Below are 15,952 nucleotides of genomic sequence, written 5' to 3' on the forward strand. Positions count from 1 at the left end.
GGACCATGGCGGCCAGGCTCAAGGTCTTCGTCACCTCGGACGGCCTGACCGACTATGCGGTCGCGGCTTCGTCCAAGACCAAGGCGCTGGCGGCCTGGGGCAGCCACCAGGACCTGTTCAAGACCGGCTTCGCCCATGAGACCGACGACCCCGAGCTGGTGAAGGCCGCCGTCGCCCAGCCGGGCGAGGTGCTGCGCCGGCCGGCCGGCGCCCGCGGCGCGCTGGCCAGGCTGAAGCCGGCCCGACAGCCGAAGCCCAGCAAGCCGGCCGGGCCGTCCAAGGCGGCGCTCAGGAAGGTGGCCGACCTGGAGAAGAGGCTCGCGGCCCTCGAGGCGGCCCATGCCAGGGCGCTCGAGACGATCGCGGCGCAGCGTGCGGCGCTCGAGCGCAAGGCCGAGGCGCTCACCGCGAGGTTCGAGGCCGATCGGGCGCGCTGCCGGACGGCCCTGGCCGCGGCGCGACAGGCGCTAGGATAGCCACCACAGGGTAGTGGTCGGAGCCCAGCCTCGGGCCGGTGCGGACCTCGACCGTGGCCCAGCCGGGCCCGGCGTAGACGTGGTCGATCGGCAGGATCGGGAACGGCGCCGCCGGGCCGCGCCGCATGAACCGGCCGGCGGGCCAGCTGAACAGCGCCCGGTCGCGCCGGGTCAGGCCGAAGGCGCGGTCCCACTTCCGCCGGGCGAAGGACCAGGGCGTGGAGTTGAAGTCGCCCGCCAGGATGGTGCGCTCCTGAGGCAGGTCGGCCAGCACGTGGGCGAGCCGCGCCTCCTGGCGCTGCTGGTCCTGCCCGTCCGTCGGCCAGGCGTCGTGGACGCCGACCACGTCGAAGGTCCCCTGCGCGTCGCGGAAGATGGCGTGCGACAAGGGCCCGACCGAAGGCTCGGCCGGCACATAGCCGCGGGTCATCGGCCGCTCGGAATAGATCATCACCTCGCAGTCGCGGCACACCGCCCGCCAGCCGGTGCGCGCCTCCACCGCGCGGCGGAAGGCGGGCGTGGTCTCCTCCAGGATCGCGATGTCGGGCCTCTCGCGGGCGAGCCAGTCGATCGTGCCCGCGATGTCGGCGTTGTGGCTCCAGACGTTGAACTGGATGATCTTCAGCCGGCCCGGCGCATCGGCCGTGGCGCGCGGCCCGGCGCTGCGCGTCAGCTCCGGGGCGATCAGGGCGCCGGCCGCGACGATCCCCACGCCGGCGAGCCCCAGCACGACCAGGCGCGTCACGCCGCCGAACAGCACCAGCGCGCAGATCCCGGCCAGCAGCGCGCCTGCGAACCAGACCGGCGCGAAATGGGCGAGCAGGTCCCAGCGCAGGCTGTGGCGGCCGCGCAGGGCCGCCAGGCTCGCCGCGGCGCTGAGCCCCGCCAGCAGGAAGATCGGCGGCCCCAGGACGATGTTCAGCGCGAGTCGCAGCAGACCCATGCCCGCCTCTAGCAGCCCCCCGGCTTGACGCGCCAGCCGCCGCATGGCGCAAGGCGCATCCATGCAGCTCGCCGACTTCGACTTCGACCTGCCGGAGGACCGGATCGCTCTGCGTCCGGTCCACCCGCGCGACGCGGCCCGCCTGCTGGTGGTGAGGCCGGGCGAAGCGTTCGCCGACCGGCAGGTCCGCGACCTGCCGGCGCTGCTTCGGCCGGGCGACGCCCTGGTGCTCAACGACACGCGGGTGATCCCGGCCAGACTGAAGGGGCTGCGCGTCCGCGACGAGGGCCGGGTGGCGGTCCAGGCGACGCTGCACCGCCGGCTTTCCGGCCACCTCTGGACGGCGTTCATGCGGCCGGGCAAACGCCTGGCCGAGGGCGACCGCATCGTGTTCGGCGAGGCCCACGACCGGGCCTGCTTCCTGGGCGAGCTCAACGCCACGGTGAAGGCGAAGGGGGAGGACGGGGAGGTGACGCTCGCCTTCGACATCTCCGGCCCCGACCTCGACGCAGCCATCGCCGAGCGCGGCGCCATGCCGCTGCCGCCCTACATCGCCGCGCGCCGGTCCGAGGACGAGCAGGACCGCACCGACTACCAGACGGTCTATGCGCAGGAGGACGGCTCGGTGGCCGCCCCCACGGCCGGCCTGCACTTCACGCCGGAGCTGCTGCAGCGGCTGGCTGACGCCGGCGTCGAGACCGTCCCGGTCACCCTGCACGTGGGCGCGGGCACCTTCCTGCCGGTCAAGACCGAGACGGTGGAGGCCCACCGCATGCACTCCGAATGGGGCGAGGTGGACGAACGCGCGGCGCGGCGCCTGAACGCCATCCGCGCGGCGGGCGGGCGCATCGTCTGCGTCGGCACCACCTCGCTGCGGCTCCTGGAGTCGGCGACCGGCGAGGACGGCGAGGTGCGGCCGTTCCTGGGCGAGACCGAGATCTTCATCACCCCCGGCTATCGGTTCCGGGCGGCCGACGGGCTGCTGACCAACTTCCACCTGCCCCGCTCGACCCTCTTCATGCTGGTCTGCGCCTTCGCCGGGACCGGGACGATGCGGGCCGCCTACGCGCACGCGATCGAAGCCGGCTACCGCTTCTATTCCTACGGCGACGCGAGCCTGCTCTGGCGGGCGCCCTGATGGCGGCCTTCCCTTTCCGCATCGCCGCGACCGACGGCGCCGCCCGCACCGGCGTGCTCGCCACGCCCAGGGGCGAGATCCGCACCCCGGCCTTCATGCCGGTGGGCACGGCTGGAACCGTCAAGGCGCTGACCGTGGATCAGGTCGCCGCGGCGGGGGCCGACATCGTGCTCGGCAACACCTACCACCTGATGCTCAGGCCCACCGCCGAGCGGGTGGCGCGGCTCGGCGGGCTGCATCGCTTCATGCGCTGGGAGAAGCCGATCCTGACCGACTCCGGCGGCTTCCAGGTGATGTCGCTGGCGAAGATCGCCAAGGTCACCGACGACGGGGTCGCCTTCCAGAGCCATCTCGACGGCTCGCGCCACGCGCTCTCGCCCGAGCGCTCGATCGAGATCCAGGCGGACCTGCTGGGCGCGGACATCGTCATGCAGCTCGATGAGCTGGTGGGACTGCCGGCGCCGGCGGAGCGCGTCGCCGAGGCCATGCGCCGCTCCGCGCAGTGGGGCGCGCGGTCGAAGGCGACGTTCGGAAACCGCGAGCGCCAGGCCCTGTTCGGCATCCAGCAGGGCGGAACGGACGAGGCGCTGCGCCGGGAGTCGGCCGAGCGTCTGGTGGAGATCGGCTTCGACGGCTACGCCATCGGCGGCCTGGCGGTGGGCGAGGGGCATGCCGGCATGGTCGAGGTGCTGGACTATGCGCCGGCCATGCTGCCGGCCGCGCGGCCGCGCTACCTGATGGGCGTCGGCAAGCCGCTCGACATCGTCGAGGCGGTGGCACGCGGCGTCGACATGTTCGACTGCGTGCTGCCCACCCGCTCCGGCCGGCACGGCCAGGCCTGGACGGCCGCGGGGCCGATCAACCTCAGGAACGCCCGCTTCGCGGAGGACGAGAGCCCCTTGGACGAGTCCATCCCGGTCTCGGCAAGTCGCGACTATTCAAAGGCTTACCTGCACCACCTTGTGAAGTCGGATGAGATCCTGGGCCAGGTGCTGCTGTCCTGGCACAACCTCGCCTTCTTCGAGGCCCTGATGGCCGAGCTGCGCGGCGCTATCGCGGAGGCTCGCCTTTCGGCGTTTCGCCAGGCGTTTGCCCAGCGGGCGGCAGCCGCGTCGGATAGCGAGGCCTGATCGCCTGGTCCATGGTGGGCCGGCTCGCCATCACGTGCGAGGGCGTGGCCGGCGGCGGGCAGCCGTTGGCCTCGCCCAGGCCCTTCAGATAGGCGCGGCGCACCGAGCCGGCGTTGATCGCCTTCTGCACGTAGTCGTCGTGCCGTTCGGCCCCGGTGAGCTTGCGGACCCAGCTGTGGAACGGGATCGCCCCGGAGGTGACGCCGGCGACCGCCCCCAGGGTCGCGCCGCGGCCCTTTTGCCTGAGGTTCTCGTCCTTCTTCTCCGGCACGTCGAGGTCCGGGCCGAGGGCGATGTCGAGCGGCTCGATCAGCGCCTCGAGCTGGCCGCAGGTGAAGTGCGGCGGCGGCACGTCGTAGGGGTCGGCCATGGCTTCCAGCAGGATGCCCGGGATCTTGGTGCGCAGGACGTTGAAGTCGCGCAAGGGGGCGGAGACCGCGCCCTCGACGTTCTCCCGCTCGGCCTGGTCGGTGGTCTCGACCCGCTGCGGGTTCTTCGCCGAGGTGGTGGTGCAGGCCGCCAGCAACACGGCGGCGAGGGGCAGGACGGCGCGTGCGGCCTTGCGCATGATCATCCCGACTGTTCGCGTCCCCTCCCGACCTGTTAAGGCCTCGTCCCTTGCCCGGCAAGATCGGGGCCCCTATGGTCCGCGCCGCTTCGCGACCGGGCCGGCGGCCCGCTCGAGCGACGGGGGCCGGTAGCTCAGCGGTAGAGCATTCGACTTTTAATCGAATGGTCGAGGGTTCGATCCCCTCCCGGCCTACCAACGCCCAGCACCTCTCCCGTCAGAGGCCGAACAGCGCGCGGGCGTTCTCGCCGAGCACGGCGGCCTGGCGCTTCGGGCTGAGGCCGGCGACCGAGCGGCGGATGAGTTGCGGCGCCTGCAGCGTCGAATCGACGTGCGGATAGTCGCTTCCCCACAGGATCTTGTCCTCGCCGACCAGGTCGAGCATGGCGCCGATCGTGCGCTCCTCCGGCTCGGCCACGAACCAGCAGTTGCGGCGGATGTAGTAGCTGGGCTTCAGCCTGGGCGGCGTTGGCAGCAGGGCGCGCAGCACCTCGGCCTTCTCGTCCAGCCGGTCCATCAGATAGGCCGCGTAGCCGCAGCCCGCCTCGACGCTGACCGCCTTGAGCGTTGGAAAGCGGTCGAACAGGCCGTCGGTGACCATGGCCGCCATGGCGGGGATGAGCTGCCCCGTCGCGCCCAGGCCGAAGGTGAAGACCGGGCCGGGCTTGGTCTCGTGCCAGACGCCGAATCCGCCCGCCGAGCCGGAGAAGCGGACGATCACGTGCAGGCAGCCGGGAATGCCCGCCTCTTCGCAGAGCCGCCAGATCGGGTCGAAGTGCGGATCGCTGGGCCGCCGCCCGTCGACGATCTCGGGCGGGACGAACAGGCCCTTGAAGCCGGCCTTGATGCAGGCCTCGAGCTCGGCGGCCGCCCCTTCGACATCGCGCCAGTTTACGGCTGCGATCGGCGCCACCCGGCCCCTCGCGCCCTCGTGGAACTCCCGCTGCCAGCGGTTGTAGGCGCGGCAGTAGGCCGAGGCCAGGGCCGCGTCGTCGGTCGGGAACGGCAGGATGCCGATGGTCGGAAACAGCACGCCCACGTCCACCTTCCAGGCGTCGAGCAGGCTGGCGCGGGCGGCCGGATCGTAGCTCGCCGGCTCGCAGCCGTCGGCGTAGCTGCGCCCCGGCGTGAAGAGGTCGCGCCGGTCGAGGTGCGCCCCGCCCAGGCCCGCGAGCACGCCGGAGAGCACGCTCTGCTCGCCGATGATCAGGTGCTCGACGCCGTCGCGCCGCTCGATGCGGATGGCGCGGTCGCGGTACTTCGGCTCCAGGTAGCGGACCCAGAGGTCCGCCGGCTCCATCACGTGGGAGTCGCAGTCGACGACCAGGGGCCTGGCGGGCGCGTTCATCGCGGCGTCAGCCCACGACCTTGCCGGGATTGAGGATGCCCCTGGGATCGAGGGTGCTCTTGAGCGTGCGCATCAGCGCAAGCTCGGCCGCCGAGCGCGAGGCGGGCAGGTAGGCGAGCTTCTGCAGGCCGATGCCGTGCTCGGCGGAGACCGAGCCGCCGCGCGCCTTCAGGGGTCCGTAGACGATGTCTTCGATCTCGTGCCGGGCCTTCGAGTCTCCGACCCCGGCGATCAGGTGCAGATTGCCGTCTCCCAGGTGGCCGAAGACGGTGAGCTCGGCCCTGGGCCAGCGGCCGGTCAGCGCCTGGCGGACCTCGTCGAGATAGGCCTCCATCTGCGGGATCGGCAGGCTGATGTCGAACACCACCGTCGGGCCGTTGCGGGCGGTCTGGCGCACGTCGTCGCGCAGGGCCCACATCCGGTCGCGCTCGCCCTGCGACTTGGCGACCACGGCGTCGGCGGCCAGCCCGTCCTCGAGCACGCCGGCCAGGACCTCTTCGAAGCGCTCGCCGTCGGCCTGCGGGTCGGCTCCCAGCGACTCCACGAGGACGTAGAAGTCATGGCCGGGCGGCAGGATCGACCGGCCCGCGGCGGGCTCGGTGGTGACCAGCTCATAGAACGCCGGCCACATCACCTCGAAGGCCGAGAGCGCGCCGCCGAGCTCGGAATCCACCCGCCGGAGCAGCTTCGGCAGAGCCGCGAACCCGTCCACCGCCAGGAAGGCGGTGCTCTGCGAGGCGGGCTTGGCGCGCAGCCGGAAGACCGCCCGGGTGACCACGCCGAGCGTGCCTTCGGAGCCGATGAACAGCTGCTTCAGGTCATAGCCGGTGTTGTTCTTGATCAGCCGGTTCATGGCCGGGATGACCGTGCCGTCGGCCAGCACCACCTCCAGGCCCAGGATCATGTCGCGGGTCATGCCGTAGCGGATGACGCGGTTGCCGCCGGCGTTGGTCGAGACCACCCCGCCCACCGTGGCCGAGCCGCGCGCGCCCAGGTCGAGCGGCAGGAACAGCCCAGCCGCATCGGCCGCCTCGCAGGCCTTCTCCAGCACGCAGCCGGCCTGGACGGTCATGGTCGAGCCGATCGGGTCGATCTCCTCGATCGCGGCCATCCGCTCCAGGCTCAGCGCGATGGCGCCCTCGGCGTGAGCTCCGTCGACCAGCCCCGTGCGGCCGCCCCACGGCACCACCGGGACTCCCGCCTTGCCCGCGGTCCGCAGGACCTGGGCGACCTCGTCGGTGGAGCGGGGCCGGGCGATGGCCATGGGCTTGCCGAGCCGGGTCCAGGGGCTGAAGGCTTGCTCGGCGGCGGTCTCGCCGCTGACCAGCCCGCCCGCGCCAAGGCTGCGCTCCAGGTCGGCCACGAGGCTCTGCATGGCGGCTCCTCCCGCGTGTTCGGCCCGAGCATGCGCTCCCGGCTCGATCCAGATCAACCTGCCTAGTTCGCCGTCTCGGCGGAGTAGCGGGCGATCAGCCCGGTCTTCAGGGCGTAGCGGTAGACGGCCGCGAACAGCCCACAGGCGGCGGCCAGGTAGATCACCGAGAGGCCGCTCCCAAATGCGAGCTGGTCCCAGCGCACGCCCTGTTTGCCAGTGACGATCGCGCGCATGCCCTCGAAGACATAGGACGGCGGCAGCAGCCGGGCGATGGCGCGCATCCAGGCGGGCAGGGTGGCGAGCGGATAGAAGACGCCCACGAACGGCGACAGCAGCGAGGGGATCGGCCAGATCAGCCATTCCGACGCCGGCCCGAAACGAAGCACGATCGAGGTCCCGACGATCCCCAGGGAGATGCCGGTGATGAACAGCACGAAGACGAACGGCGCCAGCGCCGCGCCATAGGCGAAGAACGACAGGCCGAAGACGCTGGTCGCCAGGACCAGCATGGCGGCGAGCCCCAGGAAGCTGGTCACGATGCCGGTGAGCACGAGGCCCAGCAGGTAGTCGCCGATCGTCATCGGCGTCGCGAACACGTTCAGGAAGTTGCGCGACCAGACGTCCTCGAAGAAGGCGGTGGTGATGCCCTGCATGACCCGGCTCAGGAAATCCCAGAGCAGCACCGCGCCCAGCAGCGTGGCGACGAAGTTGAAGCGGGTGAGGCCGCCGAGATAGCGGCTGATGAAGCCCCACAGCACGATGTCGATCGCCACCCAGGCGATCATCGGCAGGAGCCTGACCGGACTGCCGCGCACCAGGTAGAAGTAGCGGAGCGACACCGCGGCCACCCGGGAGGCGCGCATCATTTCGCCCCCGCCGGGCGCAGCGCCTCGTGCGCCACCTCCACGAACAGCTCCTCGAGATTGGGCGCGCCGTGCTGGCGGATCAGCTCGGCGGGCGAGCCCGAAAGCAGGATGCGGCCGCGCGACAGGAACAGCACCCGATCGCAGACCTCCGCCACCTCGTACATGTTGTGGCTGGTCCAGAGCACGCCGGCCTGCTCCTTAGCGGCGAACTCGACAATCCGGGCGCGGATGTCGCGCGCGGTGGAGGGATCGATCGAGGCCGTGGGTTCGTCGAGCAGCAGCAGCCGGGGCCGGTTCAGCATGGCCTTGGCGAGCTCCACCCGGGTCTGCTCGCCGGAGGAGAGGACGCCGGTCTTGGCCCGGCGGTGGCGCAGGAGGTCGAAGTCGGCGAGCAGGGCCTCGATGCGGGCCGAGAGCTGCTTCACGCCATAGATCAGGCCGAAGACCCGCAGGTTCTGCTCGACGGTGAGATTGCCCGGCAGCGGCGTGTAGACGGCGGCGAAGTTGGTCCGCTCCAGCGCCGCGCTGCGGTTGGCCGCCACGTCGACGCCGCCGATCCGCACGCGTCCGGCTGTGGGCCGCAGCACGCCCAGCACCATGCTGATGATCGTGGTCTTGCCGGCGCCGTTGGGCCCGACCAGGCCGACGATCTCGCCGGGCCGCACCTGGAAGCAGACGTCGTCGACCGCCACGAGCGCGCCGAAGGTCTTGGTCAACCCCTCGGCGGCGAGCACGGCGTCGGGGGCGGCTCCCATGCGGCGGTCTTCAGGCCGCCAGGATGGCCGAAGCCAGCCGCTCGCGGGTGAAGGGCAGCTCGCGGACGCGAACGCCGAGCGCGGCCGCGACGGCGTTGCCGATCGCGCCGGCCGCCGGGCCCGACGAGGCTTCGCCGATGCCGACCGACGCCGCGTCCGCCTGCTCGATCAGCCGCACCTCGACCGGCGGGACCTCGCTGAACCGCAGCATGGGATAGTCGCCGAAGGTGCGCGAGGCGATGCCGCGCTCGTCGAAGCGGACCTGCTCCTTCAGGCACCAGCTCGCCGCCATCAGGATGCCGCCCTCGATCTGGTTCCGCGCGCCGTCCGGATTGATCACCAGGCCGATGTCGCCGGCGCACCAGATCCGCTTCAGGCGCACGCTCTCCGCGGCCTCCACCTGGGCGATCACCGCGATGTAGGCGCCGGTGTTCTTGTAGCGGGCGTAGCCGATCCCGAGCGCGCGCCCATCGCGCCGGGCCCAGCCGGCCATCTCCGCGGCGGTCTCGATGACGGCGCGGGCGCGCGGGTCGGAGGTGAGGCTCAGGCGATAGGCGAGGGGGTCCTCGCCGGCCAGGGCCGCCAACTCGTCGACGAAGCCCTCGGCCGCGAAGACATTCTGCAGGGCGCCCAGCGTGCGCAGCGACGAGCAATAGACCGGCGTCTCCCTGACTAGGTGGTCGATCACGCCCCAGCGGGGAATGTCGTAGGACGGCGGCGCATTCCTCACCGCGCCGGAGAACATGCGGTTGGAGGGCGGCCGGACCGGCGGGGCCTCCGCCGCGCCAGGCAGGGCGGTCTCGGCCAGCAGCCGCCCGCGGTTGCCGTGCGGTCCGCTCCAGATCTCGCAGGTCCAGGAGGCCGGGCGGCCGGCCTCGTCCAGCTCGGCGGCGAGCTCGACGATCATGGCCGTGCCCACCGGCTCGAAGCCGAACTCATCCTCGCGGCGCCATTGCACGCGGATCGGCGGCCCAGGCCTGCGCAGCGCGATCAGCGCCGCGTCGAACGCCGCATCGTCGGCGCCGTTGTGGCCATAGCAGCCCGAGCCCTGCGCGTGCCTGAGCGTCACCTGCTCGGCCGCGAGCCCCGCCGCCCGCGCGATGCGGTCGCGCAAGGGGTAGGGGCCCTGGGTGTGGCTCCAGACGGTCAGGCGCCCGGCGGCATACTGCGCGAGGCCGACCGAAGGGCCCATCGAGGCATGAGAGATGTAGGGCTTGGCGTAGGTCGCCCGGTGCTGGCGCACGCCCTGGGCCGGCGCCTGCGGCTCGCCGAGCACGTTGTCTTCCGTGGGCTGGCTGCGCAGCCACGGCGCCTCCTGCTGCTCGGGGCTGATCCGGCGGGGATCGTCCCACACGGCCACCGCCTCGGCGGCCGCGACCGCCCGCTCGGCGGCGCTCTCGCTGGCGGCCAGCACGGCCACGAAGTCGCCGTCGCGCAGGATGTCCACCTCGCCGCGCGCCGCCGAGCGGATGGCGGCTTCATCCAGCCGCTGCAGCCGCGCCGCGGGGCTCGGCTGGCGCAGGACGCGGGCGTGCAGCAGCCCGGCGGGGCGCAGGTCGGTGATGAAGCCGCCGCCCGCCAGCTTCGAAGGCAGGTCGATGCGCGGCGTGCTCCGGCCCACCACGCGGTAGGCGGCGGGATCCTTGAGCGGCGCATCCTCGGCGACGGGCGCGTCCAGGTCCACGGCGTCGGCGAGCGCCCAGTAGTCGAGACCGGTGGACTGGCGGCCGCGCCGGATCGCGCCCTCGTCGACGCCCAGGTCGCCGGCCTGGCAGCCCAGCCGCTCGGCCGCGACGCCCAGGAAACGCCGGCGCACGTCGGCGCAGACCAGGCGCACCGAGGCGCCGGAAACCTCGATCGACATGCTGCCGACCGTCAGCCCCTCGTCGGGCGCGCGCTCGGTGTCGCCGAAGGTGATCGCGACCTGCTCCGGCGCGAGGTCGAGCTCCTCGGCGGCGATCTGGGTCAGCGCCGTGGCGACACCCTGTCCGAACTCCACCTTGCCGACGTTGAGGCCCACCTTGCGGTCCGGGCGGAAGCTCACCCACCGCGCCAGGCTCGGGGTCTTCTGCAGGCTGGGCGGGAGCATCAGGCGGGCTCCTTCAGGCGCGAGGCGGCGAGCTCGACGGCGTTTAGGATGCGGTTGTGCGCACCGCAGCGGCAGAGGTGCCAGTCGAGCGCCTCGGCGATTTCCGCGCGGCTGGGCTCGCGGTTGCGCTCCAGCAGCAGGCTCGCCGAGACCAGGATGCCATTCAGGCAGAAGCCGCACTGGCCGGCCTGCTTCTCCAGGAACGCCGCGATCAGCGGATGCGGCGGGGAGGACGCGCTCAGCGCCTCGACGGTGGTGAGCTTTGCGCCGGCGATGGCGCCCGCCTCCGTGTGGCAGGCCGCCTTCAGCTCGCCGTCCACGATCACCGCGCAGGCGCCGCACTGGCCGGCTCCGCAGCCGAACCGCGCGCCCGTCAGGCCCAGGTGGTTGCGAAGCAGGTCGAGCAGGGTGTCCTCTGGCTCGGCGCTCACCTCCACCGGGCGGCCGTTCACCGTAAAGGCGATGGATGCGGGCATGGGCGAGACCTGTCTCAGGCGGGCGAGGCTCGTCCTAGCATGTCGGCTCGGGCGCGGCCCCTCAAGTCCCCTCGGTCCACCACGGATAGCCGGCCGGCATGCCGTCGGAGACCCGGCCGGGGAAGTTCGGCGGCCGCTTCTCCAGGAAGGCGCTGACCCCTTCCTTCACGTCGGCGGTCGCGCCGAGCGCCATGGCGAACGGGCCGTCCACCTTCAGCGCGCCCCAGGGCTCGGCCTCCGCGCCAAAGCGCCAGAGCATCTGGCGGGTCAGCGCGATCGAGATCGGCGCGGTGTTTTCGGCGATCTCGCGGGCGATTTCGCGGGCGCGCGGCAGGAGTTGGTCGGGCTCGACGACCTCGCTCACCAGGCCGCCGCGGAGCGCTTCCTCGGCCCCGAACAGCTGGCCCGAGAGGCACCAGCGCAACGCCTGCGGCAGGCCCACGAGCCTGGGCAGGAACCAGGCGCTGCCCGCCTCCGGCACCAGGCCGCGCCGGGCGAAGACGAAACCGAAGCGCGCCGCGCTCGAGGCGATCTTGATGTCGGTCGGCAAGGCGAGGGTGATCCCCACGCCGACCGCCGGGCCGTTGAAGGCGGCGATGGTCGCCTTGCGGCAATTGAACAGCGCGCCCACGAAGCCGAGCCCGCCGCCGCGCGGGGCGCGGCCGGCCCCGAAGTTGGTCGCGCCCGCCCCCGCCCGGGTATCGAAGCTGGACGCCCCTGCCGAGAGATCCGCGCCAGCGCAGAAGCCGCGGCCTTCGCCGGTGAGGATCACCACCCGGACATCGTCGTCCGCGTCGGCCCGCTGCAGCGCCTCGGCGAGCTCGGCGCCCATCTGGGCGGTGTAGGCGTTGAGCTTTTCCGGCCGGTTCAGGGTTACGGTGAGGATGCGGTCCTCGACCTCGTAGCGGATGGTCTCGTAGCCCATAAGCGCCTCCGGCTTTTGCGCCAGTTCGAGACGCGACGCCGCCGCGGTCAAGGGCGCCCCGACGGCAAGCCCGCTACCTCGGCTCCGGAACGGACCTATATTGGGGGCGCTGCGGCGGGCTACGACGGCCCACCGGCGCGCCATCTCGGCCCCAGTCCGGACGGTGGGCCTGAGCGTTTCGCAAGAGCGCTTTCCCGCCGCAGCGCCGCCTCAGACCTCGAGGTTGTCGATCAATCGGGCCCGGCCGAGCACCGCGGCGGCCAGCAGTCTGGCCGGGCCCTCGATCGGCCCCGGGCCCAATCGCGCGAGATCGTCGGGACGGCGGGCCTCCACATAGTCGACGCGCTGAAAGCCGGCCGCCATGAGCCGGTCCCGCGCCGCGACCTCGACATCGGCGACCGGCTCGCCGGCGCGCAGCCTGGCCGCCGCGGCCTGCAGCGTCGCGTAGAGCTCGGGCGCGGCGCGCCGCTGCTCGGGCGTGAGATAGGCGTTGCGCGAAGAGAGCGCCAAACCGTCCTGCGCCCGCGCCGTCGGTCCGCCCAGCACCTCGACGGGGATGTCGAGGTCCACGACCAGCCGGCGGATCACCTGCAGCTGCTGGTAGTCTTTCTCGCCGAACACCGCCACGTCCGGTCCGCACTGCAGAAGGAGCTTGGCGACGACCGTCGCCACGCCCGTGAAGTGGCCGGGCCGGGCGGCCCCGTCCAGGGGTTCCGAGACGCCGCGCACCGTGACCGCGGTGGCGAATCGTTCCGGGTACATGTCCGTGACGCCCGGCGCATAGAGCAGGTCGCATCCCGCCTTCGCCAGCAGCGCGGCGTCGCGAGTCTCGTCGCGCGGATAGGCGGCGAAGTCCTCGTTGGGCCCGAACTGGGTCGGATTGACGAACAGGCTGGCGACCACGCGGGCGGCGTTCGCCCGGGCCAGCCGGATCAGCGACAGATGCCCCTCGTGCAGCGCGCCCATGGTCGGAACCAGGGCGATGCGCTCGCCCGCGCCTTTCCAGGCCGCGACCCGGGCGCGCAGGTCGGCGACGGTGCGGACGATCGGAAGGGGCGGATCGGAAGGCATGGGCGGTTTCGCGAAGCGGCCCGCTTATGCGGCAGGCCGCCGCGCGCGTCCATCCACAGCCGCCGCGCCGAGTTGCGTTGACGGGGCCGGGGCGCAGGGCTGACCTAACGCCCGAGGGCGAGTCGCGGATTCGCCGTGTGAGTTCGGAGACCGGCGCATGCCGCAGGCGAGCGTGATCGTGGTGGGCAACGAAAAGGGCGGGGCGGGCAAGTCCACCATCGCCATCCACACCGCCGTCGCCCTGCTGCACGGCGGCGCACAGGTGGCGGTGATCGATCTCGACCTGCGCCAGCAGTCGACCGCCCACTTCTTCGCCAATCGCCGAGCCTGGCTCAGCGCCAACGGCGCGAGCGCGCCTTTGCCGCAGGAGTTCGCCATTCCGCTCGGGGAGGACGCCTCCGCCCGCTTCGAGGCCGCGTTCGCCGAAGCCTCGCAGGGCGCCGACTTCATCCTCATCGACACGCCCGGGAGCGACACGGCGGTCAGCCGCGCGGCCCACGCCAAGGCCGACCTGATCGTCACCCCGATGAACGACAGCTTCGTCGATTTCGACATGCTGGGCGTGGTCGATCCGGTGACCCTGGAGCTGAAGCGCCACAGCCTCTATTCCGAGACCGTCTGGGAGTGCCGCAAGCAGCGCGCCGCCCTCGACCGCAAGATGATCGATTGGGTGGTGCTGCGGAACCGGCTCGCGCCGACCGAGGCGCGCAACCGCCGGCGGCTGGACGAGCGGGTGGTGGCCCTCTCGCGGAAGGTGGGATTCCGGGTCGGGCCGGGGCTGCGCGACCGGGTGATCTACCGCGAACTGTTCCCGTTCGGCCTGACCATCGCCGACCTGTCGCCCGCCATCCGGCCGGTGTCGATGAGCCTGCAGCATGTGGCGGCGCGCCAGGAGCTTCGGGCCCTCATGGGCGCGCTCGGCCTTTCCGGGTTTGCGGAGGTCCAGCCGATCGCCGCAGAATAGGCGATGGGCTACATCATCCTGGGCGGGCTTGCCTTGCTGGTGCTGGTCACCGCCGGGCGGGCGAGGCGGCCCCTGCGCGTGCGCCGCGAGTGGCGGTTCCTCTCCTCGGCCGGCGCGATCGCCGCCTTCGTCGCCGCCGCGATCCTCACCGTCCGAGAAGCCTGGTTGCCGGCGCTGCTTCTGGCGGGCTTCGGCCTCAGCTTGGCCGTCGCCGCCCGCCTCGACACTCGCCGCGCGCCGGCCCCGCCGCAGGAACCCATGAGCCTGGAGGCGGCGCGCTCGATCCTGGGGGTGGGGCCGCAGGCCTCGCCCGACGAGATCCAGGCCGCCTACACGCGCCTCATGCGGCTCGCCCACCCGGACAAGGGCGGCACCAGCGGTCTCGCCGCCCAGCTCAACGCCGCGCGCGACCGGCTGCTGGGCAGATGAGCCTCGATCGTCAGCTCGGCTCGAGCACTTCGCAGGCCAGCCGCCGGGCGTGCAGGGCGCGGCAGGCGCTCTTCGCCTCGGATTCGGAGAAGCCGGTGAACACCGCCTTGTAACGCCGGCCCTGGCGCTCGGCCGAACCGGCGGCGTCGTCGAAGTGCTCGGAGAAGCGCTTCTCGACGAAGGCGATCTGGCGCGTGGCTTCCGTGCGGCGGTGGAATTCGCCAACCTGAACCGCCCAGTTCTCCGCGCGCCGCGCCCGGTGGGACGAAACCGTCGCCCTGGCCCGCGGCGGCGGCGTGGAGGTCAGCACGATCTTCAGGCTGTCCTGGTCGGCGTCGCCCTGCTCGCTGGGCGCGCGCACCACCGGGCCGGAAGGCGGCGGCTCGGACAGGTTCTGGGCGACGGTCATGTTCTGGCCGAGCGCGCGATGGCGCATCACGTCGAAGCCGGTGAGCAGCAGGTCCTCGGCGTTCTGGTCGCGCGAGGCGGTGGTCGGGCCGCCCATCACCACCACGATCAGGCGGCGGTTGTCGCGCACGCCGGAGATGGCGATGTTGAAGCCCGAGGCGTTGGTGAAGCCGGTCTTCAGGCCGTCGACGCCGGGGATGTTCAGCAGATGGTTGTGGCCCATGATCGTGCGGCCGCGGAACTCGAACGAGCGCTCGTCGAACAGCCTATAGTACTGCGGATAGTCCCGCATGATCGCCCGCGAGAGGGTGGCCAGGTCCCGGGCCGTGGTGATCTGGCGGCTGTCCGGCAGGCCCGAGGCGTTGGCGAAATGGGTGTTCTGCATGCCCAGCTCCTGCGCGCGCTGGGTCATCAGCGCGGCGAAGCGGCTTTCCGAACCGCCCAGCTTCTCGGCCATGGCGACGGCGGCGTCGTTCGCCGACTTGATGGCCATGCCGTGCAGGGCGTCGGAGACGGTGATGCTGTCCCCGGGGCGCACGCCGAGCTTGGTCGGCGACTGGGCCGAGGCGTGCGGGGAGAAGACCACCCGGTCCTCCATGTGCAGCTTGCCCGAGGCCAGCGCCTCGAACGACAGGTAGAGCGTCATCAGCTTGGTGATCGAGGCCGGGTAGCGCGGGCTGTCGGCGTGGTTGGCGTAGAGCACCTCGCCGGTCTTGGCGTCGAGCACGATGGCCGCGTACTTGCTCTCGGAGGCCGCGAGCAGGCTGCGGAAATAGGGAATCTGCGCCTGCGCCGCCGGCGGGGTCGCCGCGAACGCGGTCGCGACGGCAAGACCCAGGGAGACAAGGAGGCGGCGCGCGGGTTTGAGCATACTTTCGTCCATCGAATCCAAGGTTTGCAGCGAAGCGCCGCTTTAGGAACTCCTTACCATCACACCGGGACCGTTGCGGGGGAGTAAACAGCTGTTGAACGGGCCCAAATGTCGCGGCGC

16 protein-coding genes and 1 tRNA gene are annotated in these 15,952 nt (G+C 72.1%); 6 read left to right on the plus strand and 11 right to left on the minus strand.

The window, feature by feature from the left end:
* Positions 1-5: 5 nt before the first annotated feature.
* Positions 6-476 carry a hypothetical protein gene (locus VLI41_RS13485; RefSeq protein ID WP_325268601.1) on the plus strand — a complete coding sequence of 157 codons (471 nt, stop codon included), beginning with the start codon at positions 6-8 and terminating at the stop codon, positions 474-476.
* Here VLI41_RS13485 and VLI41_RS13490 read toward each other — a convergent pair.
* Positions 403-1,419: an endonuclease/exonuclease/phosphatase family protein gene (locus tag VLI41_RS13490; protein ID WP_325268602.1), complete on the minus strand. Its 1,017-nt coding sequence runs from the start codon at positions 1,417-1,419 to the stop codon at positions 403-405. The two genes, VLI41_RS13485 and VLI41_RS13490, sit on opposite strands and share 74 nt — an antisense overlap.
* Before the next feature lie 61 nt (positions 1,420-1,480).
* Between VLI41_RS13490 and queA the strand changes: the two genes are divergently transcribed.
* Both queA and tgt read left to right on the plus strand, forming a co-directional pair.
* Entirely contained in the window at positions 1,481-2,557 is a 1,077-nt protein-coding gene (queA, locus tag VLI41_RS13495; protein WP_325268603.1) for a tRNA preQ1(34) S-adenosylmethionine ribosyltransferase-isomerase QueA, read from the plus strand.
* Positions 2,557-3,687 (plus strand): tRNA guanosine(34) transglycosylase Tgt, encoded by a 1,131-nt coding sequence (gene tgt / locus VLI41_RS13500; protein ID WP_325268604.1) that lies wholly within the window; start codon positions 2,557-2,559, stop codon positions 3,685-3,687. Before queA ends, tgt begins: the two co-directional genes overlap by 1 nt.
* On the opposite strand, the gene VLI41_RS13505 is transcribed toward tgt, so the two are convergent.
* Positions 3,608-4,255, minus strand: a complete 648-nt coding sequence (locus VLI41_RS13505; protein WP_325268605.1) for a hypothetical protein — start codon at positions 4,253-4,255, stop codon at positions 3,608-3,610. The genes tgt and VLI41_RS13505 overlap by 80 nt on opposite strands.
* Positions 4,256-4,378: 123 nt before the next feature.
* Between VLI41_RS13505 and VLI41_RS13510 the strand changes: the two genes are divergently transcribed.
* Positions 4,379-4,453 (plus strand) — tRNA-Lys (locus VLI41_RS13510).
* 19 nt (positions 4,454-4,472) lie between these two features.
* Here VLI41_RS13510 and VLI41_RS13515 read toward each other — a convergent pair.
* The 8 genes from VLI41_RS13515 to panC form a co-directional block, all read right to left on the minus strand.
* Positions 4,473-5,603 carry an amidohydrolase family protein gene (locus VLI41_RS13515; protein ID WP_325268606.1) on the minus strand — a complete coding sequence of 377 codons (1,131 nt, stop codon included), beginning with the start codon at positions 5,601-5,603 and terminating at the stop codon, positions 4,473-4,475.
* 7 nt (positions 5,604-5,610) lie between these two features.
* On the minus strand, positions 5,611-6,978 hold the full coding sequence (locus VLI41_RS13520; protein WP_325268607.1) for an FAD-binding oxidoreductase: 1,368 nt from the start codon (positions 6,976-6,978) through the stop codon (positions 5,611-5,613).
* A gap of 62 nt (positions 6,979-7,040) precedes the next feature.
* Complete coding sequence (locus tag VLI41_RS13525) at positions 7,041-7,844, minus strand: ABC transporter permease (protein ID WP_325268608.1); 804 nt, start codon at positions 7,842-7,844, stop codon at positions 7,041-7,043.
* Positions 7,841-8,599, minus strand: a complete 759-nt coding sequence (locus VLI41_RS13530; protein ID WP_325268609.1) for an ABC transporter ATP-binding protein — start codon at positions 8,597-8,599, stop codon at positions 7,841-7,843. Before VLI41_RS13530 ends, VLI41_RS13525 begins: the two co-directional genes overlap by 4 nt.
* Before the next feature lie 10 nt (positions 8,600-8,609).
* On the minus strand, positions 8,610-10,688 hold the full coding sequence (locus tag VLI41_RS13535; RefSeq protein WP_325268610.1) for a xanthine dehydrogenase family protein molybdopterin-binding subunit: 2,079 nt from the start codon (positions 10,686-10,688) through the stop codon (positions 8,610-8,612).
* Positions 10,688-11,164 (minus strand): (2Fe-2S)-binding protein, encoded by a 477-nt coding sequence (locus VLI41_RS13540; RefSeq protein ID WP_325268611.1) that lies wholly within the window; start codon positions 11,162-11,164, stop codon positions 10,688-10,690. The genes VLI41_RS13535 and VLI41_RS13540 overlap by 1 nt, the downstream gene beginning before the upstream one ends.
* A 61-nt stretch (positions 11,165-11,225) precedes the next feature.
* Positions 11,226-12,089: an enoyl-CoA hydratase-related protein gene (locus VLI41_RS13545; protein ID WP_325268612.1), complete on the minus strand. Its 864-nt coding sequence runs from the start codon at positions 12,087-12,089 to the stop codon at positions 11,226-11,228.
* Positions 12,090-12,299: 210 nt separating this feature from the next.
* Complete coding sequence (gene panC, locus VLI41_RS13550) at positions 12,300-13,160, minus strand: pantoate--beta-alanine ligase (RefSeq protein ID WP_325268613.1); 861 nt, start codon at positions 13,158-13,160, stop codon at positions 12,300-12,302.
* 157 nt (positions 13,161-13,317) lie between these two features.
* On the opposite strand from panC, the gene VLI41_RS13555 reads away from it, so the two are divergent.
* Together VLI41_RS13555 and VLI41_RS13560 are read left to right on the plus strand one after the other, a co-directional pair.
* Positions 13,318-14,124 (plus strand): division plane positioning ATPase MipZ, encoded by an 807-nt coding sequence (locus VLI41_RS13555; RefSeq protein ID WP_325268614.1) that lies wholly within the window; start codon positions 13,318-13,320, stop codon positions 14,122-14,124.
* Positions 14,125-14,127: 3 nt separating this feature from the next.
* On the plus strand, positions 14,128-14,553 hold the full coding sequence (locus tag VLI41_RS13560) for a DnaJ domain-containing protein (RefSeq protein ID WP_414692561.1): 426 nt from the start codon (positions 14,128-14,130) through the stop codon (positions 14,551-14,553).
* A 10-nt stretch (positions 14,554-14,563) separates the two neighbouring features.
* Here the strand turns inward: VLI41_RS13560 and VLI41_RS13565 are convergent, their stop codons facing one another.
* Complete coding sequence (locus VLI41_RS13565; protein WP_325268615.1) at positions 14,564-15,832, minus strand: D-alanyl-D-alanine carboxypeptidase family protein; 1,269 nt, start codon at positions 15,830-15,832, stop codon at positions 14,564-14,566.
* Between the last annotated feature and the right edge of the window lie 120 nt (positions 15,833-15,952).

The sequence above is a fragment of the Phenylobacterium sp. genome (assembly GCF_035475775.1).
In the GTDB taxonomy this organism is placed as follows: Bacteria; Pseudomonadota; Alphaproteobacteria; order Caulobacterales; family Caulobacteraceae; genus Phenylobacterium.